Annotated in this window: 23 protein-coding genes; 5 read left to right on the plus strand and 18 right to left on the minus strand. The window is 59.1% G+C overall.

The genetic code is table 11. The features are described 5' to 3' along the window. Window positions 1-105: 105 nt before the first annotated feature. The 10 genes from EU556_RS08785 to EU556_RS08830 form a co-directional block, all read right to left on the minus strand. Window positions 106-1314, minus strand: coding sequence for a tetratricopeptide repeat protein (locus tag EU556_RS08785; protein WP_135433295.1), 1209 nt, complete (start codon window positions 1312-1314; stop codon window positions 106-108). Between the two features lie 37 nt (window positions 1315-1351). After that, window positions 1352-2377: a tetratricopeptide repeat protein gene (locus EU556_RS08790; RefSeq protein WP_167855514.1), complete on the minus strand. Its 1026-nt coding sequence runs from the start codon at window positions 2375-2377 to the stop codon at window positions 1352-1354. A 163-nt stretch (window positions 2378-2540) separates the two neighbouring features. Continuing rightward, entirely contained in the window at window positions 2541-3911 is a 1371-nt protein-coding gene (locus EU556_RS08795) for an ATP-binding protein (RefSeq protein ID WP_135433299.1), read from the minus strand. A 143-nt stretch (window positions 3912-4054) separates the two neighbouring features. Then, window positions 4055-4852 carry a ZIP family metal transporter gene (locus EU556_RS08800; RefSeq protein WP_135433301.1) on the minus strand — a complete coding sequence of 266 codons (798 nt, stop codon included), beginning with the start codon at window positions 4850-4852 and terminating at the stop codon, window positions 4055-4057. A gap of 79 nt (window positions 4853-4931) precedes the next feature. Continuing rightward, window positions 4932-5204, minus strand: a complete 273-nt coding sequence (locus EU556_RS08805; RefSeq protein ID WP_135433303.1) for a DUF167 domain-containing protein — start codon at window positions 5202-5204, stop codon at window positions 4932-4934. Between the two features lie 9 nt (window positions 5205-5213). Next, a complete protein-coding gene (locus EU556_RS08810) occupies window positions 5214-5414 on the minus strand; it encodes a DUF5683 domain-containing protein (protein ID WP_135433305.1) in 201 nt (66 codons plus the stop codon). Between the two features lie 70 nt (window positions 5415-5484). Continuing rightward, on the minus strand, window positions 5485-6273 hold the full coding sequence (locus EU556_RS08815) for an endonuclease III domain-containing protein (protein ID WP_245327533.1): 789 nt from the start codon (window positions 6271-6273) through the stop codon (window positions 5485-5487). 65 nt (window positions 6274-6338) lie between these two features. Further along, window positions 6339-7331, minus strand: coding sequence for a hypothetical protein (locus EU556_RS26320; RefSeq protein ID WP_210116250.1), 993 nt, complete (start codon window positions 7329-7331; stop codon window positions 6339-6341). A gap of 520 nt (window positions 7332-7851) precedes the next feature. Then, the gene (locus tag EU556_RS08825; protein ID WP_135433307.1) at window positions 7852-8262 is read right to left on the minus strand and encodes a response regulator; all 411 of its coding nucleotides are present in this window, start codon (window positions 8260-8262) and stop codon (window positions 7852-7854) included. Between the two features lie 31 nt (window positions 8263-8293). Then, on the minus strand, window positions 8294-9808 hold the full coding sequence (locus EU556_RS08830; RefSeq protein WP_135433309.1) for a sensor histidine kinase: 1515 nt from the start codon (window positions 9806-9808) through the stop codon (window positions 8294-8296). 186 nt (window positions 9809-9994) lie between these two features. On the opposite strand from EU556_RS08830, the gene EU556_RS08835 reads away from it, so the two are divergent. After that, window positions 9995-10801: a TrmH family RNA methyltransferase gene (locus EU556_RS08835; protein ID WP_135433311.1), complete on the plus strand. Its 807-nt coding sequence runs from the start codon at window positions 9995-9997 to the stop codon at window positions 10799-10801. Between the two features lies 1 nt (window position 10802). On the opposite strand, the gene EU556_RS08840 is transcribed toward EU556_RS08835, so the two are convergent. Beyond that, window positions 10803-11546 (minus strand): YqjF family protein, encoded by a 744-nt coding sequence (locus EU556_RS08840; RefSeq protein WP_135433313.1) that lies wholly within the window; start codon window positions 11544-11546, stop codon window positions 10803-10805. A gap of 99 nt (window positions 11547-11645) precedes the next feature. Next, window positions 11646-12773, minus strand: coding sequence for an N-acetylglucosamine-6-phosphate deacetylase (nagA, locus tag EU556_RS08845; protein ID WP_135433315.1), 1128 nt, complete (start codon window positions 12771-12773; stop codon window positions 11646-11648). A 107-nt stretch (window positions 12774-12880) separates the two neighbouring features. Between nagA and EU556_RS08850 the strand changes: the two genes are divergently transcribed. Further along, a complete protein-coding gene (locus EU556_RS08850) occupies window positions 12881-13162 on the plus strand; it encodes an acylphosphatase (RefSeq protein WP_135433317.1) in 282 nt (93 codons plus the stop codon). Between the two features lie 68 nt (window positions 13163-13230). Here the strand turns inward: EU556_RS08850 and typA are convergent, their stop codons facing one another. Beyond that, a complete protein-coding gene (gene typA, locus EU556_RS08855; protein WP_135433319.1) occupies window positions 13231-15039 on the minus strand; it encodes a translational GTPase TypA in 1809 nt (602 codons plus the stop codon). Between the two features lie 258 nt (window positions 15040-15297). On the opposite strand from typA, the gene msrB reads away from it, so the two are divergent. From msrB to EU556_RS08870, 3 genes are all read left to right on the plus strand, one after another. Beyond that, window positions 15298-15873: a peptide-methionine (R)-S-oxide reductase MsrB gene (msrB, locus tag EU556_RS08860; protein WP_135433321.1), complete on the plus strand. Its 576-nt coding sequence runs from the start codon at window positions 15298-15300 to the stop codon at window positions 15871-15873. 192 nt (window positions 15874-16065) lie between these two features. Beyond that, entirely contained in the window at window positions 16066-16863 is a 798-nt protein-coding gene (locus EU556_RS08865; RefSeq protein ID WP_135433323.1) for a DUF3050 domain-containing protein, read from the plus strand. 172 nt (window positions 16864-17035) lie between these two features. Next, window positions 17036-17401, plus strand: coding sequence for a hypothetical protein (locus EU556_RS08870; RefSeq protein ID WP_135433325.1), 366 nt, complete (start codon window positions 17036-17038; stop codon window positions 17399-17401). Here EU556_RS08870 and EU556_RS08875 read toward each other — a convergent pair. The 5 genes from EU556_RS08875 to kdpB form a co-directional block, all read right to left on the minus strand. Then, complete coding sequence (locus EU556_RS08875) at window positions 17394-19160, minus strand: HAMP domain-containing sensor histidine kinase (RefSeq protein ID WP_135433327.1); 1767 nt, start codon at window positions 19158-19160, stop codon at window positions 17394-17396. The two genes, EU556_RS08870 and EU556_RS08875, sit on opposite strands and share 8 nt — an antisense overlap. A 175-nt stretch (window positions 19161-19335) precedes the next feature. Further along, window positions 19336-20517, minus strand: a complete 1182-nt coding sequence (locus tag EU556_RS08880; RefSeq protein WP_135433329.1) for a sensor protein KdpD — start codon at window positions 20515-20517, stop codon at window positions 19336-19338. Between the two features lie 17 nt (window positions 20518-20534). Then, window positions 20535-21668, minus strand: a complete 1134-nt coding sequence (locus EU556_RS08885; protein ID WP_135433331.1) for a porin — start codon at window positions 21666-21668, stop codon at window positions 20535-20537. Window positions 21669-21995: 327 nt separating this feature from the next. Beyond that, window positions 21996-22565, minus strand: a complete 570-nt coding sequence (locus EU556_RS08890) for a K(+)-transporting ATPase subunit C (protein WP_135433333.1) — start codon at window positions 22563-22565, stop codon at window positions 21996-21998. Window positions 22566-22625: 60 nt separating this feature from the next. Then, window positions 22626-24671, minus strand: coding sequence for a potassium-transporting ATPase subunit KdpB (kdpB, locus tag EU556_RS08895; protein ID WP_135433335.1), 2046 nt, complete (start codon window positions 24669-24671; stop codon window positions 22626-22628). Window positions 24672-24753 lie beyond the last annotated feature (82 nt).

Consider the following 24753-nt stretch of genomic DNA (forward strand, 5'->3'; position numbering starts at 1 on the left):
CCCTGAAGGGCAAAGCGCAGATATAGAAAGTAGCGTGGGAAAGAAAAGGCCACCGGGTGGGGAACCGGTGGCCTTTTCGTGTGCGGTGACTAAGGTAAATGCCGGTCAGCTCAAGGCCGTCGTCCAGATAAACAGGAGCCAGATGATAAATAGCAAGCCCATGGCGCCGGTAGCAGCTTGGGAGTCAGGGGTAACCAACTGTAGGCCTGCTCCCAACAGGCCTAGCAGCACAAGGGCTACCGTAGCGGCTAAGGCCCAACGCTGAGTCCGTTTGGCTACGCGAGGGCGCAGGGTTACCGTGAGGGGAAAGAGGGCGGCCAGCAGGCCCAGGCCAATAGAGCCCAGCCAGGCTTGGCGCGCCAGGGCAGCGGTTGTGAAGGCTGCCGTGGCACCAACCAGCATCACCAGGAAGCCAAGCGCCTGGCGGCGTTGCCCATCGGAAAGCGCATGGCGCCCATAAGGGTTAAGCAGCAACAACCCATTGAACAAGGGATCGGCAAACCAGCTCATGAATACCAGCGGCAGGTACAGAGGCAACAGCAGCGGTACGAAGCGCACCAAAATATACAGGCCAATGAACAGCAGCCGCCGGGCCATGCCATTCAGGTTCTCGCTCCAGACGCTAAAGCGCAGAAAGACCCGGTACAACCAGTAGCGAGCTTTTAGGGCTTCTACTAGGCCACTGCGCGCATATTCCGAAGTAGGTGCCAGCCGTAGCGCACTTCGGAAGTGCTCTAAGGCCTCCTGGTGCCGACCAGTTTCCAAGGCTACCCAACCGGCATCGGCGTGGGTGCCAGCATCGTCGGGGTCGTAGTGCAGGGCTTGGGTGAGGGAACTGGCGGCATCCTCGGAGCGGCCGAGGCGGGCCAGACAGCGGGCCCGCAGGCCTAGGCAGTCTACGTGCTCGGGGTCGTAGGCCAGGCCCATTTCTGCGGCGCGTAGGGCGGCAGCCCACTGGCCCTGTGTGAAGCGCAGAATGCCCAGCGTGTGGTGATAGTTAGGGTCGGTGGGGTCGAGGGAAAGGGCTTGTTCAATAGCCTCGCGGGCTGCCCCCGTGTTCTGTAGGCGCTGCTGGGTTAGGCTCAGCAGGTAATAGGCAAAGTCGTGCTCTGGAGCCAGGCCTACTGATGTTTGCGCATGCGTAAGAGCTTCTTCAGCACGCTGCTGCTCCAGCAGCGCCAACGCCATAAGAGCATGCGCGTGGGCATCGTTGGGGTCGGCGTGCAGCACGCGGTGCAACTCCTGCTCGGCCTGCGCGGCGCGGCCCTGCCGGAGCAGCAGCAGAATACGGTCGGGCCAGTTGGCTTGTTCCATGCGAGTATCTCAGGCGTCTGACTGTTTAGATAGGAGATTAGCTGTGTTGCTCATGCCTGATGATGAGTGCGATGCCTGCCGTCATAGCAACTAAAAGAAGGCCAATGGTAAGGCCAGAAGCAGTTTGCACCCAGACCACAAACCAAAGCAGCCCCGCAAACATAACTAGGCATGCCACTCCTAGAAAGAGAGTATAAACTACCCTTACTACAGTGAAAGTGCCTTGGTTTAACATGACCACATCTGGGTGAAACCGCCACTGTATAGCGGCCCAGATAGAAAGAAAAATCAACGGAAGGCAAAAGAGCGCGACTAGAGGTGTTAGCACTAAAAAATAAAGAATCCAGGCGTGTTCATTCTGTAAGCTTGCCGACCAAGCATCAAGGCGCATGAATTGGCGCTTCAACCAGAAGCTTTCTTTCGCTAGTTGTTCCAGCCCTCGACGGGCGTCTGTATTGCCTGAGTTCAGCTGCCACACCTCCAGAAAATACCGGCGTGCTTCTTGATGATTTCGCTGGCGTTGCGCTTCCTGGCCTAGATGCACTAACAGCGGCAAGAGTCGCCGTTGGGTGGGCTCATTTGTAGGATTTAGGCGAATAGCTTCGCGGAAATGATTTTCTGCGGCTAATAGCTGCTGCGTCCGAAGAGCTTCTTCGCCCAGTTGGGCATGAGCCACCGCTAAATTTGGGTGCCAGCGTACTAGCTGTTGCAGCGTTACTCTGGCCAACTCATAACGGCCCAGTTGCTTAAGCGCCCGGATGCGTTGGTACAGACATTCTACATGCCCTGGATCTAGAAACAGGCCTTGAGCAGCGGTTTCTAGTGCTGCCTCCGGTTGCTGCTGCGCATTAAGGATTACGGCCTTATAGCCCACATACGTGGCATTGAAGCTGTTTAAGCGCAGGGCCTCGTTGATAGCCTCTAGCGCCGCACTTGGCCAGTCAAGCCGCAGTGATACAATGCTGTGGAAGTAGTGCGCATCGCTGCTCTGCGGATCGAGGGCCAACGCCTGCCGGATTGCAGTAAGCGCCTCATGAGCCCGCCACTTTTGGTTGAGCAGCACTAGGCATAGCATCTCATGCGCGGCAGCCTCTTGGGGGTGCTGCGTTAACCTACGCAGCACTAGCTGCTCGGCCTGTTCCGGGCGGTTCACCCGCAGCAGATGCTGTACGGCCTCCTGCCATTGCTCGTTGTCAGCGTGTTTCATGCTGTGACTCGGGAGCCGCCTAGGCCGAGGGCTTCTTGATGCCGAGGTACACCAGAATGTCGTCGTAGAGGCCGCCTTCGTTGGAGTAGAGGGCGTAGTTTTTGGCCGTAGCAAACCACTCCCGGGTGCTGGGGCGCACTTTCCCGATGGCATCCTGCAGGGTGCGTTGCTCCAGCGGCAGGGGCTTGCCAGCCTTCATCGACTCGCGCAGGCAGCTTTCAATGGCCACGTCTACTACGGCCTTTAAGTCGGCGCCGGAGTACCCGGCAGTTTGGGCGGCCAGTTTTTGCAAATTGAGGGACTGGCCTACGGGCTTCTCGCGCAGCAGCAGCTCCAGCACGGCCGCGCGGGCGGGCTCGTCGGGGGGCGTTACCAGCAGGATTCGGTCGAAGCGGCCGGGGCGGCGGAAGGCGCCATCGAGCTGCCAGGGAGCGTTGGTGGCGGCCATAATGAGCACGCCCTCGTTGGAGCGCGTGGCCCCATCGAGCTCCGAGAGAAACTGGTTGATAACGGTGCGGCCGGCGCTCTGGCGTAGGTCGTGGCGGTTAGCGGCCAGGGCATCTACCTCGTCAAAAAACAGCACGCATGGTGCCTGCAGGCGGGCCTGCTCAAAAATCTGGTGCAGATTCCGCTCGCTGTTGCCCAGCCACATATCCAGTATGTCGTTGATGCCAACGTGGATAAAGGAGGCCTTCACCTCGCCGGCCGTAGCGCGGGCCAGGTACGTTTTGCCGCAGCCGGGCGGACCGTAGAGCAGCAGTCCGCCGCCGGTGGCCTTACCGTAGGCCTTGTACAAGTCCGGAAACTGCAGAGGGTGAATAATCTTCAGGCGAATTTCCTCCTTCAGGCTTTCCATGCCGCCCACATCTGAGAAGTTGATGCTGGGCTGCTCTAGGCCACCAAACAGCGTCTGCTCGTTGATAAGGTCGTGGTCGTTGGGCGAGGCGGAAAATGCGGGAGACGGGCCACCCTGGGCTGTTGCACGTCCTCGCAGGCGGGAAGAAAGCTCCGCATCCTCCAGGGTAGGGTTAAAGGACAACGCTGTTTGGTAGGCCTCAGTGGCGGCCGCCAGATCAGTATCGGCCAGCAGGCGGGCGTGCAGCAGGTGGGCGCGGGCGTGCTCGGGCTGGGCCTCTAACAGTTCCTCTACCACTACAAAAGCCGCTGAAGTTTTGCGCAGGCCGGCGTAGGCTTCGGCTAGGCCTAGCTGCAGGTCGGCATCCTGCGGGGCTTGGCGTAGGCCGGTGCGGTAGAGCTCTTCGGCTTCGAGTAGGCGCCCGCTTTGCAGCAGCAAACCAGCCACGTGCTTGCGCAGGGCCAAGTTATCGGGAGAGAAAGCCAGGGCTTCTAATAGCGGTTGAATAGCAGCAGGATCGGGAGGAAGGGCCATAGCGCGGGTATAATCTGATACCGCAAGCTACGAAGGAGTGAGGAGGTACTGAGGCAAAGAGGTGATGAAATGACAAAGTGTTAATAGGGCAATAGGTCTAGGCCATTACATTACCTCAGCACTTTATTTCAAGCATCCAAAACCTAGCTGCCCAGCTTGCTCAGTACAAACGACACCAGAAACCCAAGCACGGTGATCAGGCCGGTAAAGTTGTGGGCCACCTCGAAGGCTTCGGGAATCATGGTGTCGGCAATCATGGCCAGCACGGCACCCGCCGATACGGCCATGGTAGCGGCTACTACATTGGCCGAAAACCCACTGAAAATAGTGTAGCCCAGCAGCGACGAGACACCCGAAATAACCATGATGCCGGCCCACAGCAACAGCACATACTGAGGCGTGCGGCCGGCTTTTTTCATACCGGCGGCGCTGGACAGCCCCTCGGGTAGATTAGACAAGAAAATGGCCACTACGGCCACCATGCTCACGGCTCCACCGGCCAGCATGCTCAAGCCAATAACTATGCTTTCCGGAATGCCATCGAGCAGTGCCCCAATGGCCAGCGCCATGCCGTTGTCGTCGCCAGTGTCAGTGGCTTCTTTCTGGCCCGACTGCACAGCGGTACGTTCTTCTTTTTGCTGGTCGCCGGAGCGTTTGCGGTGCTTGGCGCCGTAGCGGGCCAGCAGCCAGTTAGCGAAAGTGTAGGCGGCCGCACCGCCCACGAACCCGATGGCCGTGGCATCGAAGCCGCCTTTCTTGTAGGCCTCTTCCATGAGCTCTAGGGAGAGAGTAGAGATGAGGACGCCGCTGCCAAATGCCATGATGGCTGCCACCAGCCGTTGCGGTACCTTCAAAAAGTACCCAATAGCTGCGCCCACTAGCAGCGCCGAGCCCGATACCAAGCCCCAAAAGCCGGCCACGGCCCAGGTAGGGAAATTCATACGATAGAAAGTTGAGGGGAGAGAAGATAGATCTTGCCCCTCACGTACGGCCCAGTTGCCACTGAGTTTTGCCCTAGGCCTAGGCCTCCCGAAACCGCTCCAGCGTGGCCTGGAAGGCTTCCTCCGTCAGGCCCGAGACGTCTACTTTTTTGAACGGGGCCGTGTGCCCTGATACCAAAGTCAGCGCTGACTTAGCTACGCCAAATACCTCGGCCAGGTAGGCCAGTAAGCAAGTGTTGGCCTTACCATCCTGAGCGGGCGCCTTTAGCCGAATGGTTACAGTGCCATCGGGCGCTACCGAAAGGTGGTTGGCGCGGGCGTTAGGCTTGGCTTTGAGGTGAAGAACGGGCACGTAAGGCGGTCAGGACGGCGAGTTATAAGCGTCGTACACGTTCCAGGCCCAGATCAGGAAGGGCACCACCAGCGTCCAGGCCAGCAAAAAGCCCAGTACGCCGCCCACGGCCCAAATCAAAAACGCTTTGATAAACTGACCCTTTACCAATTGGCCTAGGCCAGGTACGAACAGGGAAAGAAGAGCGGGCAATCCATACGTCTGCTTCATGCGTGACAAGGGAGCTAGGGGCCGGAAAAGGCTAGAGGTGGCGCAGGACTGCCATCCGCCAGCAAACTAGTTAAAATAACGACAGCTCGGGCGCTGGGGTTTGCTGGGTGCGGACCTGGCCGGTGGGGCAGCGCTCGAGTAGCACGCAGCGCCCACAGGCGGGCGTGTGGAAGTAGCAGCACTTCTGCCCGTGAAACATGAATGCCTCGTGGTGGTCGTACACCTGCTGGGCATCCCAGCCGGGCGGTAACAGAGCCTCCAGCTGCGCGTGGGCGGCGGCCTCGCCTACCTTTGGCCCAATGAGGCCTAGGCGCTGCGCTACGCGGTGGTGGTGACTATCGACGGGCATGGCGGGGCGGCGCAGAGTGCTGAACAGGAGCACGGCCGCGCTGGTTTTGGGTCCCACGCCGGGCAGCGCCTCCAGCCAGGCTCGGGCTTCCGGAATGGGCATATCAGCCAGAAACTCCAGGTTGCATGGGCCGCCGCAGCGGTGGCCTACCTCACGTAGCACATGCTGCAGGCGGGGCGCCTTCTGCTCGGGCCAGGTGCAGGGACTGATGGCATCTTGCACTTCCTCCGTGGGGGCATCGCGCACGGCATCCCAGGTCTGAAACCGGGCCCGCAGCTGTTGGTAGGCCCGGTGCGACTCCTGGTTGCGGGTGCGGTGAGACAGCAGGGCGCTGATCAGCTCGCTGAGCGGATCTTTGGTACTGAAAAAAGCGAATGGGGCGCCATACTGGGCGCACAGCCGCTCGTGGGTCCAGAGGGCCAACTCGCGGCGGGTGTCTAGCTCGGCTACGGAGGGTGGGTAAGGCTTCACGTGCTTGCTACGCACTAGGCCGCCGTTGAGGTTAGGCAAATCCTAAAATAAACCCCCACCCGGCCTAGGCCAGGTGGGGGCACGGTGCAGGCGTAAGAACGGGGCTACTGTCCGCGGTTGTAAAGTAAAATGGCTTGCTTGATGCTGTTCTGCTGCTTTCCACCAATAACCAGGGGCACAATGGCCAGCGGAATGGCTGCGTATACCAGCGGCGACACAGAGAAGCCGTTGCTGCCCCCAAAGCTGGAGAGCGTGCCGGCTAGCATCAGGCCACCAGCCGCTATGTAGCTGAGGGTGGTGTATGTGCCGTAACGGCGGGCATCCTGCAGCAGCTTCGCACTGCCGGGGTTGTCGGAGGTGGCTATCTGCAGGTTTTTGATGGTCAGGTTTTCAATGGGGCCGTTGTCTTTGCTGAAGTAGTCGGTTTTTACCGTGCGGTAGCCGCCGTAAGGGTAGCCACCATACGGGTACCCGCCGTAGCCGTAGCGGCCATACCCAAAGCCCCCTAGTCCCCCGTAGGGGTTGTTCATGTACTGGGTGCTCGTAATAGAATACAGGCTGATGCGGCCTACCCGGTCGCGGCGCAGCGTAGACTCGCGGTTGGAGCGGCCGGGCAGGGTAGTACGCACGTAGAAGCCGGTTTCATCCTCATAGTAACGCACCTGGTCTAGGTCGAAGCGCTGCTGGCCATCTACGAGCAGGAAGCTGCGCCCAAACACCGGCTGTTTGATTTCCACATCATACCCCCGCACTACTTGGCCCGTCTTCAGACCTACGGCGTAGCGGGTAGTATTGGCGGGCGGAATGGCCATTTGCTGCCGGCGCTGTTGCTGTTGCTCGCGCACTGAATCGGGCAGGACGGGCGGGACCGCCACGGCGCGTTGCGCCGGGCTTACCCGCCGCGCCGTATCGGCAGGGGCAGCGGTGGAAGAAGGGAGTACGGCCGGTGACGAGGTGGCGGGGGGCACCACGGGGGTGGTAGTGGGCGCCGGAGTGGGGGCACCGGGCAGTGTGTTAAGTTGGCGGGGCGTCTGTTGGGCCAGGGCCGAAGCCGAGACAGTGCAGAGCGCGGCTAGTAGGAGAGAGCGGAGCTGCATAGAGGAACTTTAAGTAGCAAGAAACTAAAAAAGCCAGGAGAGGTGGAAATCAGGTGAAGACTGCCCCACCGCTCGCAAACTAAGCCGCCGAGGCGGCATACGTACGCCCTGCGCAACATAAAAAATGTAAGCAGAAGTTGCGCGCCGCCGAGCGAAGGTATCTCAACTGGTGAGACACCGCTAGCCGCAGGATCGTGCCACGCGGTGAAAAGTTGCAAGTGGCGCGTAAGTATGCTGAGCCTGGGGGCTTTATGACAAGCATAACGAGTAGAGCATCAGGGTAGTGTGCCAGCCACTTGTCAGGTGCCACACACTGAGTGGCCGCCTAACAACTGAGCAGTAGGCGGCACCTCAGCCAACTGGCCTAGCGCTCTTCAGTCAGAAACCTGCTTAAGAGGAAATGCTGCGAAAGCACAGTGCCCCTGGCCTACCGCAAGGGAAAAAACTATAAAACCGGCGGGCCTCCCTGGTGAAGAGATGCCGCGCCGGTTTGTAGCAAGCCATGGTACGTGGGCTGAACCTATTTCAGTAACCGCTCCAGCAGGTTCATGCTGTCTACCATATCCGAGCTGGTCTCGAAATCGAGGGGCTTAAGAATGTAGCCGCTTACGCCCAGGTTTTGGGCATTGAGGCGGTCAACGTCCATGCCCGAGGTAGTAGTGATGAACACCGGAATCTGGCTGAACTCAGGCATGCTGCGCAGCTCCGCCAAAAACTCGTGCCCGTTCATTTTGGGCATATTCAGGTCCAGCAGAATTACTTCGGGCAGAGGCCGGATGGGCTCTACATCGTTACGGCCCAGCAGCAAATCCAGAGCCTCAATGCCATTGAAAGCCGTGTACAGCTTATGCGGCACACTGAAACGCTCGAAGGCCTTCTGGGCCGTCATGGTGTCAAAAAAATCGTCCTCGACCAGTAGTACGGAGCGCATATAAAGAAGAAGTGTGGCCTAGCGAATAAAGTTACGAGGCGACCGAAGTTGGTACCGGGGCTGGCTTCGGCCACGTAAAGATAAAGGCCGTGCCCTCGCCTTCCGCGGAATCTACCCGAATACTGGCTTTTTGTTCGTCGAGAATTTTTTTCACGATACTGAGCCCAATGCCCGTGCTCTCGGCCGTGTTTCGGTCGCGCAGGGTCTGGAACATCAGGAAGATTTTCTCGTGAAACTGAGGCGCGATGCCGGGTCCATCGTCGCGGACGGTGAACTCGTACTCGTTCTTCAACTCCTGGCAGCTCACCGTGATGGTGCCCTCGGGCTTGTGGTGGTACTTGGCGGCGTTGCCCATGAGGTTGGTAAACACCTGCTGCAGGCTTAGGCGGTCGGTAACTAGCGTGGGCATGTTGGTAGGTATTTCTACCCTGAAGCTGGCGGGTACCACCATTTCCTGCACCTCCCGCACCAACTGGCCTACGTGCACTTCCTCCAGTTTCTGCTCGGTGCGGCCCACCCGGGCGTAGGCCAGTAGGCCATTAATCAGGTCTTCGAGGCGGTGCAGGCGGCCCTTCATCATGTCCAGGTACTGGCGCATCTGGTCGCTGAGTTCGTTGGGCAACTCGCTCTCAATCCACTTTACCACCGTTACCACGCCCCGCAACGGTGCCTTCAGATCGTGAGAGGCTACATAGGCAAACTGGTCGAGCTCCTTGTTGCGGGTTTCGAGCATGGTGAAGTTCTCATCCAGCGTTTGGGTCATGCGGTTGAGGGAAGTAGCCAGGTTGCCCAGGCTGTCCTTACCTCGGTCCTTGATTTTTACTTTGTAGTCGCCCTGCACCACGCGCTCTGCCAAGCTCTCAATCAGTTGAATCCGGCGTGCCACTTCCTCGTTGGTTTGCGTGAGCTGTTGCTGCAACTCAGCATTGGCCTTAAGCTCCTGAAAAATCTTGTTGAAAAGCCACAGCACAATGATGGCGGCCAGCACCGCCGACACAATAATGGCCGCGGGGGTGGTGTGCTCATAAATGCCTTGGCGCTGGCGGCGCTGGCTTAACAACCCCTCTTCCTCGGCCTTCATGTGCTCCACTAACAGCCGAAGCTTTTCCTGCATTGCCCGGTCGCCGATAACTAGGCGTTGCACCGCCGATACTGAGGGTTTTTCCTGCAGGAAGTTGCTCAGATAGTCGGTTTCCTGGGCAATAATGGTTTTCAGGGTATCTAGGCGTAGCTGCTGGGAGGGGTTATCAGAGGTCAGGACGCGGAGGGTGTCGTGGTCTAGGCGAGCCTGCTGCAACACCGCCTGAAACGTAGTTTTCTGCGTGGAGTCATTCAGGAGCAGGTAGCCGCGCACTTGGCTTTGGGCATCGCGCATGCGCATGCGCAGGTCGGAGGTGCGCTGCAGCACCTGGTAGGTGTGCTCTACTCGTTGGGTGTAGTAGCTGAGCTGCTGAATACTGTACCAAGCCAGCAAAGACGTCAGCAGCAGCATGCTCACGGCAATGGTAAAGCCCAGAATAATCTTGGTGTTTAGCTGTAAACGCATGCAGGAAGTAAGGTGAGAAGTGCTTTGGCTACAATGATACAAGCTGAAGCACAGTAGTGGCCTACAACGAAGCGCAGCACTGGCGGGTTGGCCTGTGTATCTTCGCGGCGCCGACGTGCCCGGTTAGTCGGGCGCTGCTTGCCCGCCGGGCACCTCCACCTTTTCTGTTCTCACCCCGCTGCTCCCATGCCCGACGCCATCACCAGCCCCCAGAATCCGCGCATCAAGAACCTGCTGAAGCTGCAGCAAAAGTCTTCGGAGCGCCGGGCGCAGGGCCTTACTATCATCGAGGGCCTGCGGGAGCTAACCATTGCCCGCGGCGCCGGAGTAGCGGTGCCAGCCTTGTTTGTGTGCCCCGAGCTAGCCGGCGAGCAGCGCCAGCAGGAACTGCGGGCCCTATTTGGCAAAGGCGAAACCGAGTGGTTTGAGGTATCGAAGGCGGTGTTTGAGAAGGTGGCCTACCGCGAAGGTTCCGATGGCGTGCTGGCTCTGGCTAAGCCGCCCCTGCGGACGCTAGGCCAGTTACAGCTGCCCGCCACGCCCCTGCTGTTGGTGCTGGAAGCCGTGGAAAAGCCTGGCAACCTGGGCGCCATTCTGCGTACCGCCGATGCGGCCCAGGCTACGGCCGTTATCGTCTGCGACCCACGCACCGATTTGTTTAACCCCAACGCCATCCGGAGCAGCATTGGGTGCTCATTTACGGTGCCCACCGTAGCCACCACCCGCGAGGAACTACTGTCCTGGTGTAAGCAAAACGGCATCAAGACCTACGCCGCCGCCCTCACCGACCGGGCTGTGGCCTACACCACCTGCGACTTCCGGGGCCCCACGGCCCTGGTAATGGGTACCGAAGCCGACGGCCTCACGCCCGAGCTCATGCAGGCCTGCGACCAGACCATCATCATTCCCATGCGCGGCGCCATCGACTCGCTCAACGTGAGTACGGCTACTGCTATCCTCACTTTCGAAGCCGTACGCCAGCGCGAAGGGTAAGCTACACCCGCTTCAAGTTCATCACCCGCACATCAACCCCATCAGCGGCCAGCAAATGTGGCGGCCCAACGGGCGTGGGCAAGCCATGTGATTCAACCAGCGTAGAGTTCCACTGGTGCAGCGTGGCCTGGCGCAGGGGCCAGGGCTCGTGCCAGAGTGTGCCGCGCCAGAGTTGCGGGCCTTTAATATCGTGCAGGAGGTTAGGGCCCGAGGTATACAGGTGGTAACGCTCGGTGAGAAAGTATTCCAGGGAGCCGGGTTGGGCCGGAGGTAAGGCGACGCCGGGCGTCCAGGAGGCGGCAAACGTCGCCGCCGGCATCTGGCGGTGCGTTCTGACAGCTTGGAACTGCAGGCCATCGGCTTGCTCGCTAAACGACATGCGGGCGTGCAGGTAGGGCAGATGAAACAGGCTGCGGGCTAGCTCCACGGCCGGCCAGCTGTTGGCATCCAGCGAAAGAAACCACACGCCGGGCACACCATCAAGGGTGGCGTAGGTGCGCACGTTTAGCTCGTGCAAGGAGCGCAGCCCCGGCACCGCCGGCACGCCCGGAGGTCGCACCCCACTCATGGAAAACGGCACCACGCCCAGCCACGCCTGCCCCTCAAACAGATCCAGCTCTAGGCGCGGGGGGAGGTAGGGCCGCAGCACCTCCGGTGCAGTAGGCCAGTGGGCAAATAATAAGTTGCTCCACCGCTGATGCAGCAGCGGAATACGAGTGGGGCGAGTGGGGTGAGTTTCGGGCATGTCTAGTCAACAACGCAAGCAGGCTTTCAGCTACGATAGTACTGATTCAGCGCCGTGGACAAGAAAAGCGAGTGCCAATTGTAGGCTCAACTGCTAGTCCTAGTGCCAGTGCAACTCGCCGCGGCGGGCAGTTGCATGTACCTGCAAGCCAGCATCAAACAGAAAGAAATCGGCGGCAAACCCTTCGCGTAACTGGCCTAGCTGCTGGTCTTGCGTAATTACCCGGGCGGGGTAAAGAGTGGCCATACGCAGGCTTTCTTCTAGGGGCAGACCTACGTGCTCCACGCAATTGCGCACGGCCTGGGGCATGGTTAGGGCCGAGCCACCCAAAATGCCTTGCTCGTCCACGTAGTAATTGTCGCGCAGCTGGAAACGGTAGGCGCCCTGGCGGCTGTCGGTAACGGCATCGGTGATGAGGAACAGGCGCTCCTGCAGAATTTTCTGGCTGATGCGCACCGAGGCGAAGTCGCAGTGCACCCCGTCGGCAATGATGCTGGCCTGCGCATTAGCGGCGTCATAAATAGCACCCACCATGCCCGGCTCCCGGCCCTGCAGCGCCGACATAGCATTGAACAGGTGCGTGGCGGCCGTAAACCCTTCCCGGAAACCAGCCGCGGCCTGCGCATACGTAGCGTTAGAATGTCCCGCCGACAGTATTACGCCGGCCTCCCGCAGCCGTGCTACTACCGCGGGCGTAGATACCTCGGGGGCCAGGGTCATGATTTTCAATACGCCATCAGCCAGCTTCAGCAGTTCATCGACCTCAGCTACGGTGGGCACATGAATGAATTCCTCCTGATGGGCGCCCTTCTTGATGGGGTTGATGTAAGGCCCTTCCAGATGAATACCCAACAGGCCTAGCGTCGGGTGGCGTCGCTGAAACTCACGCCCTACTTCTAGGGCCGTGCGCATCATCTCCCAGGAGTTAGTGGGCATGGTAGCCATGAAGCCGGTAGTGCCGTGCCGGAAGGTATGGTGCGCCAACGCCTCCAGGGCTTCTAGGTCAGGTTCCACCGAGAAGAGTAGCCCGCCCGCACCGTAAATCTGCAAATCAAGCAAACCCGGCGCTACGTTCAGGCCCCGGCCATCCACTACGGGTACATCGGTCGGCAGGCTAGCAGAATCAGGCAGCAAAGCGCTGATGTTGCCGTTTTCAATCAGCAGCGCGTGATGGGCAAGTACGGCCGTGCCGGTGTAGAATGTGCAGTTGCGAAGCAGGTAGCGCATAAGCAAGGGGAGATGAGGCGTAGGGTGGAATAGAACGGACGCAAGCGGCCAAACGACCCGTTTCACTAATTGTTTCGTACAAGCACCCAATCAAAACTACCGATTTCATGTCCATCCAACATCGCACCATTCACGTGCACGGCCGCGTACAGGGCGTTTTCTACCGCCAAAGCACCCGCACCGAAGCCCGCCGCTTAGGCCTAGCAGGCACCGTGTGCAACAACGAAGACGGCACCGTCACGATTGAAGCTGAAGGGCCATCTGACGCCTTGGATGCCTTGGAAGCGTGGTGCCACCAAGGGCCACCCGCCGCGCGGGTGGATAAAGTAGAAGCCCAGCCCGGCTCAGTGCAGGGCTATCAGGAATTTGAAGTAAAGCGAGAGGCTTAGTGCTGATATAAAGCAAAAAGGAGCACAACCATTGGTTGTGCTCCTCTCAGTATGCTTAACTAGAAAACCTAGTCTACTTTCTTGGCTGAGCGCAGACGCTCGTTCTCGTCGAGCAGGATTTTACGCATCCGCACCGACTTAGGCGTTACTTCCAGGTACTCATCCTTCTGGATGTATTCCATGGCTTCTTCCAGCGAGAACTGACGCTTGGGCACGATTTTCACGTTTTCATCCGAGCCCGAAGCGCGCATGTTGGTGAGCTTCTTGCCTTTCTGAATGTTGATGGTCAGGTCGTTGGGGCGGGTGTGCTCACCGATAACCTGGCCAGCATATACTTCCTCGCCCGGATCAACGAAGAACTCGCCACGGTCCTGCATCTTGTCGATGGTATACGCGGTGCCGGGACCCGTTTCCATCGAAATCAGCGAACCAGAGATACGGCCGGGGATGGTGCCTTTGTAGGGCTCGTAGGCCGAGAAACGGTGGTTCATGATGGCCTCACCAGCGGTGGCGGTCAGCACGTTGTTGCGCAGACCGATCAGACCACGAGCGGGGATGTTGAACTCCAGGTGCTGGAGGTCGCCCTTGGGCTCCATGATGGTCAGCTCACCTTTGCGCATCGTCACCAACTCGATAACCTTACCGGCAGTCTCCTCGGGTACGTCTACTACCAAGTGCTCGATGGGCTCCAGACGGTTGCCATCTTCATCCTCGCGGAACAGTACCTGGGGCTGGCCTACCTGCAGCTCGAACCCTTCGCGACGCATGGTCTCGATGAGTACCGACAAGTGCAGAATACCGCGGCCGTACACCAGGAAGGTGTCTTCGCGGTCGGTTTCCTTCACGCGCAGGGCCAGGTTTTTCTCCGTTTCCTTGAACAGACGGTCGCGCAGGTGGCGCGAGGTCACAAACTTACCTTCCTTACCAAAGAACGGCGAGTTGTTGATGGTGAACAGCATGTTCATCGTCGGCTCGTCGATGCTGATGGTAGCCAGCGCCTCGGGGTTTTCAGCGTCAGCGAGAGTGTCGCCGATGTCGAAGCCTTCGATGCCAGTTACGGCGCAGATTTCGCCGGAGCTAACCTCGGCTACCTTGTTTTTACCAAGGCCTTCGAATACCTGCAGTTCTTTGATTTTTACCTTCTTGATGGTGCCGTCGCGCTTAATCAGGCTCATGTTAGCGCCTTCTTTCAGCGTACCGCGGTGCACGCGGCCGATGGCGATACGGCCCACGAACGACGAATAGTCGAGCGAGGTAACCTGCATCTGCGGAGTGCCTTCCAGCTGAGGAGCAGCCGGGATAGACTCTACTACTGCGTCGAGCAGCGGAATGATGCTGTCGGTTTTTACTTTCCAGTCGGTGCTCATCCAACCCTGCTTCGACGAGCCATACAGCGTCACGAAGTCCAGCTGATCCTCGGTAGCACCCAGGTTGAACATGAGGTCGAACACCTGCTCGTGCACCTCGTCGGGGCGGCAGTTTTCTTTGTCGACTTTGTTTACCACCACGATGGGCTTCAGGCCCAGGTCGATGGCTTTGCCCAGTACGAAACGGGTCTGGGGCATGGCACCTTCGAAGGCATCGACGAGCAGCAGTACGCCGTCGGCCATCTTCAGTACGCGCTCCACCTCACCACCGAAGTCGGCGTGACCAGGGGTGTCGATGATGTTGATTTTTACGTCCTTATAACGTACCGATACGTTCTTCGAAACGATGGTGATGCCGCGCTCACGCTCCAGGTCATTGTTGTCCAGGATCAGGTCGTCGAACTGCTGGTGCTCGTCGAACAGCTTGGAAGCGTGAATGATCTTGTCCACGAGCGTAGTCTTGCCGTGGTCAACGTGCGCGATGATGGCGATATTGCGAATGTTCTGCATACAAAGGGTTTTCCGGGCGCAAAGGTACGGAATGTTTACCGCAAAAACTTGCGGGTAATTAATTGTTAATGAGAGAGGAAGAAACGGTGCGCGGTTAGCCAGACAACTACTTGGGTAGCTGAGGTTCCCCAACGGACTGGCCTAGAACTTTCTGCTGAGCTAAGGCCGAACTGTAGACCTCCTCCGTATGTTGTAGAAATGGCTCACCTGCGGGTGCTAGGCCACTTCCTCTGTACCCCCTTGTCTTCACTACAACTCATGCGTTCTTCCCTTCTGATTCTGCTGGTTTCGGCCCTGACGCTGAACTCTGCCTGCTCACAAAACAAGAGCAAGCGCGACGCGAAAATGGACCTCGCCGATTCGCCGCGCCCCGTTACCAGCCCGTCGGCCTCGGCTAAAGCATATCCTAAACCCAAGCCCGTTACGGGTAAGCCCGACGAATTCCCTATTCGCAAAACCGATGCGCAGTGGAAAGCGCAGCTCACTCCCGCGCAGTACTTTATTCTGCGGGAGCAAGGCACCGAGCGGCCCTTCGTAAATAAGTATGCCAACAACCACGAGAAGGGCAACTACTACTGCGCCGCCGACCATAACCTGCTGTTTTCCTCCGAAACCAAGTTTGAGTCGGGCACGGGGTGGCCTAGCTTCTGGGCACCAGCCACGGAGAACAGCCTGAAAGTAACCGCCGACAATACCCTGGGCATGAGCCGCGACGAGCTAGTGTGCGCCAAGTGCGGCGGCCACCTAGGCCACGTTTTCGACGACGGCCCCAAGCCCACCGGCCTGCGCTACTGCATGGACTCCGACGGGATGATCTTCGAGAAAACGAAGTAGCCATAGGTCATCCCGAGTGAAGCGACGAATCTGGAGCAAGTCGTTAGATGATTAATTCAGAGAAGCATCGACTCACTCGGAATGATAGCTCAACAGTACTTTTGTGGCGGCCTGCTGGCAATCCAAGCCAGCGGGCCGTTTCGTTTGTAGTGGCCTAGAGCGCAAGCTCAGCCGTATTTTTCTCTTTGCCTTATGTCAACTCAAATTCATTCTGATTCGATTGCCGAGCTGCAGGACGCCCTAGCCCCGGCGCGCGAGCAGCTTGTTGCCCACGGCGTGTACCAGTCGCTGCACTCCCTGGACGATTTACGCGTGTTTATGCAGCACCACGTATTTGCCGTCTGGGATTTTATGTCGCTGCTGAAGGCTCTGCAGCGGGAGCTAACTTGTGTGGAAGTGCCGTGGGTGCCGCGCGGCAACCCCGCCACGCGCCGCCTCATCAACGACATTGTGTTGGAAGAGGAAACCGACGTAGACCCCGAGGGCAACCCTGCCAGCCACTTCGAGCTGTACCTGCGCTCTATGCGCGAGTGCGGCGCCGATACCACGCCCATTGAGCGTCTGCTGTCTGCTTTGGCCGAAGGAGCTTCGGTAGGCCAGGCGCTGGAGCAAGCTCAGGCACCCGCTTCAGTGCGTGAGTTTGTGCTGGATACGTTCCGCATTATTGAGTCGGGGAAGCCGCACGCTGTGGCCGCCGCCTTCACTTTCGGCCGCGAAGATGTGATTCCCGACATGTTCCGTCACTTGGTCGGTGACTTGAGCCGCCGCTTCCCCGGCCAGCTCGATACGTTTACGTATTACCTTAACCGCCACATTCAGTTGGATGAGGAGGTGCACACCCCGCTGGCCCAGCAAATGGTGCGCGACCTGTGCGGCAACGATCCGCAGCGCTGGCAGGAAAGTCGTGAGGTAGCCACCCGCTGCATGCAGGCCCGCGTGGCCCTTTGGGACGGAATCAGAGAAGCCCTCGGCCAGCCAGAAGTGGCCTAGAAAGACACTAGCTTGTCATTCCGAGTGGAGCGAAGAATCGGTTACTTGGCCTAGAGGCTAACTCAGATTCTTTGCTTCACTCGGAATGACAAACTAAGTCAACTTACAAACGCTGCGGCGCGTTGTAGCAAGAGCTCATCCACTGCCGGGTGGGCTCTTGTTGCATAGTGTGATGAAGTTTCAAGTTTTATTCCGTCGTCCGGTGGTCGCGTTAGTGCCGCTGCTAGGCCTGTGGTTGGCGGCCTGCACCGCCACGCAGGAAAGCGCCGAAGAACGTCCCGCGCGCCTGCCCGCCCAAATTCGCACCGATGCCGACCGGCAAGCGGCTTATAACAGCGGCGCCGGCTACGGCGGCTCGGTACCTGATGCCACGCCCGGCCGCGTGCTTATTCGGGAGCAGGCCAGCGGTATCAACTCCCGCAAGCGCCCTGAAAGCCTGAATACCAACGACAACAACACTACCGCGCCCGAAACGCGGCTGCAGCGCCTCAACGGGGCCGCCGTAGATACCGTGCGGCTCCCGGTTACACCTAACTAGCCAGTGGCAGGGTGAAGCAGAAGGTGCTGCCCATGCCCAACTCGCTTTCCACCCACAGGCGCCCGCCTTGACTGGTAATAAACTCGCGTGCAATACTAAGGCCCAGCCCGGAGCCGCCGCGGTAGCCGCTCTTGTCCGGAATTTGGGCGAAGCGTTGGAAAATTCGGTCGTGGTGCTCGGCGGCAATGCCGGGGCCGCGGTCTTGCACGCACACTTGCACAGCCGCGCCTACTACCGCCGCTCGTACCAGCAGCGTTTCGCCCGTGGGAGAGTATCGGATGGCATTAGCGAGCAGATTGATAAGCACCCAAGTGGTTTTCTCAACGTCGGCGAGGGCCTGGGGTAGGTTGGAAGGAAGGTTGATTTCTAGGTGGAGCCTTTTGTCGTTGAGTTGGGCCTGCACGGTATCGGTGGCGTAGCTAACTACCTGGCTTATATCAGTAGGGTGCACGTCGAGCTGAATTCCGGCCCCGGCATCGAGGCGGGAAACGTCCAGCAGCTCACTGACCATGCGCTGCAACCGCTGGGTTTCCTGCCGGATGCTGCCCGTAATGCGCTGGCGTTCCTCGGCGGGTAGGCGCTCATCCTGCAGCAGCCGCAGGTTGATATTCATGCTCGACAGCGGCGTTTTCAACTCATGCGACACCGTGGCCAGGAAGTTCGACTTCACCTGATCGAGCCGCTTGAAATCCGACACGTTGCGCAAGGCCAGGATGTGGCCTACAAACTGCATTTCGTCAGCGGCTTTATTGAAAGAAACGATGTCGTGGACGGTTAGGCGGAAGTAGGCCTCTTCGTTGTGCTGCGTGATGGTGAGCAAAGGCGCTTCGGCCAGAGCCTGCTGGCGGCGCGGCGCTTCTAGGGGCGCGAGCAACGACCGAAGCAGGTCATTCTGCTGAGCCAGCTCATCGGCCGGCTGCCCCACCAGCTGCGCGGCTGGCACGCCCAGCAGCTCGGCGGCCGTGGGGTTGGCCAGCAGAATGCGCCGGTGTTGGTCAATCAGGAGCAGGCCTTCATCGAGGCTGTTTACTAGGCTTTCCATGCGGTTGCGCTCAGTAATCAGGTCGGCGGTAGTAGAGGCCCGAAACTCCTGCAATTGTATCAGCAAGTGGTTGAAGGCACTGGCTACCGTTCCAAACTCGTCGTGGCTTTCCACCGGAATAGTCTGATGATAATTGCCCCGGCTGGCGTGACGGATGGCGGCCGTGACTTTGCGCAACGGGGTTACGGCGGCTTCGGGCACGCTCAGCACCAGGCCTAGGCCTACTAGCAGCGCCAGCGAGATGCAGGCCAACAGGTAGCGGCTGGCGCGCTCAGTAGCTTGGTTGGAGGCAGAGTTTTTAGCGGTCAGGGCCTGCACGTTCAGGTCAATCACGCGGTGCGTCTGCCGCCGAAGCCGCTCCAGCTGGGTCAGTTGAGCGGCGGCCGGCGCTGTCACTAACAGACGCTGGTACGTGGCCAGATTTTGCGTTAGGGAGTCAACCAAGGCCTGTTCGCCGGGCTCGGTAAGGTTGCCGGCCTCGCGGGTAAGGGCGCGCTCAAACTGAGGTAACGCATCGGGGGCCTCCGGAGCCGTTTCCATGTGGTCGAGAGCACGCAGCATCTGCTGGCCCAGCTCAATGGTGTAGAAATTCGCTCGCAGAATAGTGCGCGAATTGGCATCTAAACGCTGCACCGCGAAATAAGCGTAGCCCCCTATGCCCAGTAGCAGCGCCAGCATAGCCACGAAGCCCAGCGTGATTTTAGTTTTGAGTTGCACGATGCAAAAGTCTTGATTGTCAGGCTAAGTATGGAATAGGATGGTGGCCTAGAAGGTGTGAATAGAGGATCAAAAACCCCTGTCATGCTTGATCAGTCATGCTAAGCTTGCCGAAGCATCTTTACCGCATTACTAGCTCGACATGACGTTCTAATTGGTCCTCTGTTCGCTCTCATCAGTACGTGACCAGAAAAATATCCAGCTCCAGACCGGAGCGGGCCACCGCCCGCACCACATCCTGCGTGACGCTGCGGTGGCTGATTTTCTTCCACAGGTCTTTCTCGCCCGTGACACCGCACACGAGCAGCGTGGCGTTTTTCTCACGGGCCACACGTTGAATAGCGCCTACCACATCGTCGTCCTTCACGCGCAGAATCTGGGCACCCAGTTCTGTGGCCAGTTGCAGGTTGCCCAGCAAATGCCGTTGCGTAGCCAGCCCAATCCGGTCCGCTGATTCACGCGTAGTCTGGACGTAGAGCACGTACCAGGCCGCCGCGGAAAAACGGTCGGCGAGGCGAGAGGTTTTGCGGATGATTTCCTTGGCCGCGGCGGCATTGGAGTTGATGCAGGCCAGGAGCCGGTCGGTGTTGCGGCGCTCCGGGGCTACCGGCGCCGCCCCACCCGCCTCCGACTCAATCTGGTGGCCTAGCAACAACGATACTTCCCGCACCGCCAGCTGACGCAGCTGCAGCAGGTTGTCGGGCCGGAAAAAGCCCTGCAGGGCCGCAGGCACTTTTTGAGGGTCGTAGATTTTACCTTCCTCCAAGCGGGTCCGCAGTTCACCCACGGTCAGGTCAACGTTCACCACTTCATCGGCCTGCTTGAGGAGCAAGTCGGGCACCCGTTCCGTCACATCAATGCCCGTGATGCGTAGCACTTGGTCGTGCAGGCTTTCCAGGTGCTGCACGTTCATAGCCGTAATCACTGAAATGCCCGCCTTCACCAGCGCTTCCACGTCTTGCCAGCGCTTATCATGCTGCGAGCTGGGCACGTTGGAATGGGCCAGCTCATCAACCACCACCACGGCTGGCCGCCGCTGCACAATGGCCGCCACATCCATTTCTTCGAGGGCGCGGCCTTTATAAAACAGCGTCTTGCGCGGTACTTGAGGCAAGTCACGAAGCTGCGCTACCGTTTCGCGGCGGCCGTGGGTTTCAATGTAACCCAGCACCACATCTACGCCGTGCTCCCGCAACTCGTGAGCTTCCTGCAGCATGCGGTAGGTTTTGCCCACGCCCGCAGCTAGCCCCAGGTACACCTTCAGCCGCCCCCGGCGCTTCTGCTGCACCAGCCGCAGAAACCGCTCCGCCGATTGGTCGCGCGTAGTGTCAGCAGATAGGTCGTCGGGCGGTGTCATGAGCGGGTAAGAGTGGCCTAGAATGAAAGGGCAATGCTGGAGGTGATGTTGCCGTAGCTGTTGGTGGGCTGGCCGTTGCGGTCGGTGAGGAAATCTTGGCCTGAGTGAAACACGCGACCCTCCACCCGAAACGCCACGTTGCTGGTGGGCAGGTAATCGAGGTTGAGGGAGGCCGACTTCACATTGAAGTTGGCATCGGTGATGTTGGGCGAGATGGAGTTAATAATGACGCCATGGTCGGCGTAATAATACTCGGCGCGGGCGGCGGCGGCCCATTTGTCGGCCAGCTTGTAGCGTACAAAGGCGGCGCCTGTGTGCCAGGTATCGGCCTTGCTGCCGCGGGTGGCTTTTTCTTGCTTGCCCACGTCAAAAACGCCCGCCACGCTCAGGCGGTCGGTGGCGGCGTAGCTCACGTAAAAATCGTGGAAATAGCGGCGGCGCTTCGTCAGGTCCTGGGGCTGCTCGTTGCCGTAGAAGGTGCTGCTGTTGATGAGGAGCTTGTCGGTAGGCTTCCACTGAATTTGAGTTCCTACGGCCTTTTTCTGATTGTTCTCCCGGATGTTCTGCCAGCCGTTCAGGACCAGGGCGGTTAGCGTCAGCTTTGGGTCAACCTCATAGGTAAAACGTGCCCCAGCCTCGTAGTAGGGCGAGTTTTCCGCCATCAAGGAGCGGGTAAGGGTCCAGTTATCCTTGCTCAGGGCTGATTCAAAACCGATGTGGGAGCCAAAGATGCCAACGTCTAGCCAGGCTTTTTCAAATGGCCGAAATCCCGCGTAGGCCTCGTAAATGTGCTTAAATACCTGATCTTCGTTGGCATAGTTGGCCGCTACGTAGGTGCCCGCGTGCAGGCCTAGCGCTCCACGCACCTGCCCGTTATCGTAGCGCATCCCGAGCACGGCATTGTTCACCGTAAACTCGTTTTGCCGGTTGTGCGAGTACAGGAAGCTGGGGCGGGAGTTGGTGGCGGCGTGCTTGAAGTCGTAGCCGTAATAGCCATCCACAAACCCGTACGTGGTGAGCGGTTTGGTGTTAGCCTCTACAGGAGCCACCGCCGGCGGTACCGCCAAGGTTGAGTCGGTGGTTGGGGTGGTCTGGGCCAATGCGGCCGAAGTGCTGAACAGGCCTAGGGCAAGAAGCGAAAGAGCTTTCATGAGGAGAGTGCGCCGTAACTGAGTTGTTGGCGGGCGCGAAGAGGTAAGAAATAGCTGTAGCGTAATCAGGCGCTAAAGCAACAGAATAAAGAGTGAATGCAGTGAGTGGGAGGCGCTACAAGTGACCTAGAGATAGAAGCCAGCTTCCTACTCAAGTAAAGAGGGGGTGGTTGATCTGTAGCTAAACAATTACCTTATAACGTCATGTCGAGCTTAGCGAGCCATCTCGCTTGGATTGTTGAATTAACAATACAACATCAGCACGCGAGATGTCTCGGCTGCGCTCGACATGACGGGCAAGTATGGTCATCTAGGCCACTGAACCCACTACCGGCCTTGCAGAGAATCAAGCGCCAGGTTCAGGCGCAGCACGTTTACCTTGGCGGGGCCGAAGAACACAATGAGCGGCTCCTCAATGTGGGCTGCCACCAGGGCCCGCACCTGAGCCACGGGTAGCTTCCGTAAGCGCGCCACCCGCTCCACCTGCGCGTAGGCGCCGGCCGGGGATAGGTGAGGGTCGAGGCCGGAGCCGCTGGCCGTAACCAGTTCGGCGGGTACATCAGCCCGCTTCACGGTAGGGTTCTGACTCAGAAACGCCTCCACCCGGGTGTGCACCGTGGCCAGATACTCGGGGTTGCTGGGGCCTTTGTTGGAGCCAGCCGAGCCGCTTGCATTGTAGTCGACGGCCGAAGGGCGAGAGTTAAAATACTCGGGCCGGTCGAACTTCTGGCCAACGTTGGCGTAGCCCACCACGCGGCCGTTATGACGAATGGTTTCGCCCTGGCCGCTATTAGGAGCCAACTGGGCCCCAGCCCACACCAGGGCAGGGTAGGCCACGCAGCACACCAGCAACAGGGCTAGCGTGAGGCGTAAGGCAGGAAGCAAATGCGTTTTCATGTGGTATTCGAGGAAATTGATCAGACGTTGTCCGAGAATGCAAAGGAGTTGAGGGGGCAGCTACACAAACAGGCCTACCAGCAGGTCAATCAGCTTGATGCCGATGAAGGGAACCAGTACCCCGCCCAGGCCATATACCAGCAGGTTGCGGCGTAGCAGCGCCGAAGCACCAATGGGCTTGTAGGCCACTCCGCGCAGGGCCAGCGGCACCAGCGCCGGGATGATGATGGCGTTGAAAATGACAGCCGACAGAATAGCTGACTGTGGCGAGTGCAGGCCCATAATGTTGAGGGCGCGCAGGCTCGGAATGGCCACCATGAACAAGGCCGGCACAATGGCGAAGTACTTGGCCACGTCGTTGGCAATGGAAAAGGTGGTGAGCGTGCCGCGGGTCATGAGCAGCTGCTTTCCAATTTCCACCACCTCAATGAGCTTGGTGGGGTCGTTGTCGAGGTCGACCATGTTGCCGGCTTCCTTGGCGGCCTGGGTACCTGAGTTCATGGCCACTCCCACGTCTGCCTGGGCTAGGGCGGGGGCGTCGTTGGTGCCGTCGCCCATCATGGCTACCAGCTTGCCTTCCTGCTGCTCCCGCCGAATGTAGGTCATCTTGTCCTCGGGCTTGGCTTCGGCAATGAAGTCATCGACGCCAGCCTTTTCGGCAATGAAGCGGGCTGTGAGCGGGTTGTCGCCAGTCACCATCACGGTTTTGATGCCCATGTTGCGCAGGCGCGCAAACCGCTCCTGGATGCCGGGCTTGATGATATCCTGCAGCTCTACTACGCCCAGTACCCGATCGTTTTCGCTTACTACCAGCGGGGTCCCGCCGTTGCTGGCAATGGCCTCCACGCGCTGCGTAGTTTCCTGCGGGAAGGGTTGATTGGCTCGGTTAGCCAGTTGCCGGATGGCATCAGAAGCGCCCTTGCGGATGCGGACGCCGTCCGTCAGCGTTACGCCGCTGCTGCGGGTTTCGGCCGTGAACTTGATCAGCTCAGCACCTTGCAGGCGGGGCTGCAGCACCTCGGGGCTCACCTGCTTTTCGCGGGCCAGTTCCACAATGCTTTTGCCTTCCGGCGTCTCGTCGGTGAGGGAAGAGAGGGTGGCGAATTCTATGAACTGGCGCTCATCTACGCCGGGGGCGGGCCAGAAGTGGGTGGCTTTGCGGTTACCAATAGTGATGGTTCCGGTTTTGTCGAGGAGCAGCACGTCGATGTCACCGGCAGTTTCCACGGCTTTGCCGCTCTTTGTGATGACGTTGGCTCGCAGTGCGCGGTCCATGCCGGCAATACCAATGGCCGAGAGCAGCCCGCCAATGGTAGTTGGAATCAGACACACGAACAAGGCAATGAAAGCCGATATGGCAATGGGCGTATTGGAGTACTCTGCGAAGGGCTGCAGGGTCACGCACACAATCACGAATACCAGCGTAAAGCCCGCCAGCAGAATGGTGAGGGCAATTTCGTTGGGCGTTTTTTGCCGCGAAGCACCCTCTACCAGCGCAATCATCTTGTCCAGAAACGACTCGCCGGGGGCCGTGGTCACCACCACTTTAATGCGGTCCGACAACACCTTGGTGCCCCCCGTCACCGACGACTTATCACCACCGGCCTCTCGGATTACCGGCGCCGACTCACCCGTAATAGCCGATTCGTCAATGGTAGCTAGTCCCTCAATGATTTCCCCGTCAGTAGGAATGATTTCGCCGGCTTCTACCAGAAACACCTGGCCTTTCTGCAGCTGCGAGGAAGAAACCGAACTGACGTTGCCTTTTTCGTCGATGACGCGGGCGGGCGTTTCCTCACGGGTTTTGCGTAGGCTTTCGGCCTGGGCTTTGCCGCGGGCCTCCGCAATGGCCTCCGCAAAATTGGCGAATAGCAGGGTTAGGAACAGGACCAGGAACACGGTGAAGTTGTACCCGAATGAGCCCTGGGCCGCATCGGGGCGCACCAACAGGCCTAGGGTCACGAGGAGCATGACCACCGTCCCGATTTCCACGGTGAACATCACCGGGTTGCGGAACATCACGCGCGGGTCCAACTTCACGAAGGCCTGTTTTACGGCCTCTGAAACCAGCGCGGGTTGAAACAGAGATTGTTCTTTGGAAGACATGAGAGTGTTGAACTCAGAGTGTGAACTGAGCGCTGAGAAGCCTGAATAGTAAGTGAGCTAAGCGCTTTCTTCGCGCTTCTCG

The sequence above is a fragment of the Hymenobacter fodinae genome (assembly GCF_004745825.1).
In the GTDB taxonomy this organism is placed as follows: domain Bacteria; phylum Bacteroidota; class Bacteroidia; order Cytophagales; family Hymenobacteraceae; genus Hymenobacter; species Hymenobacter fodinae.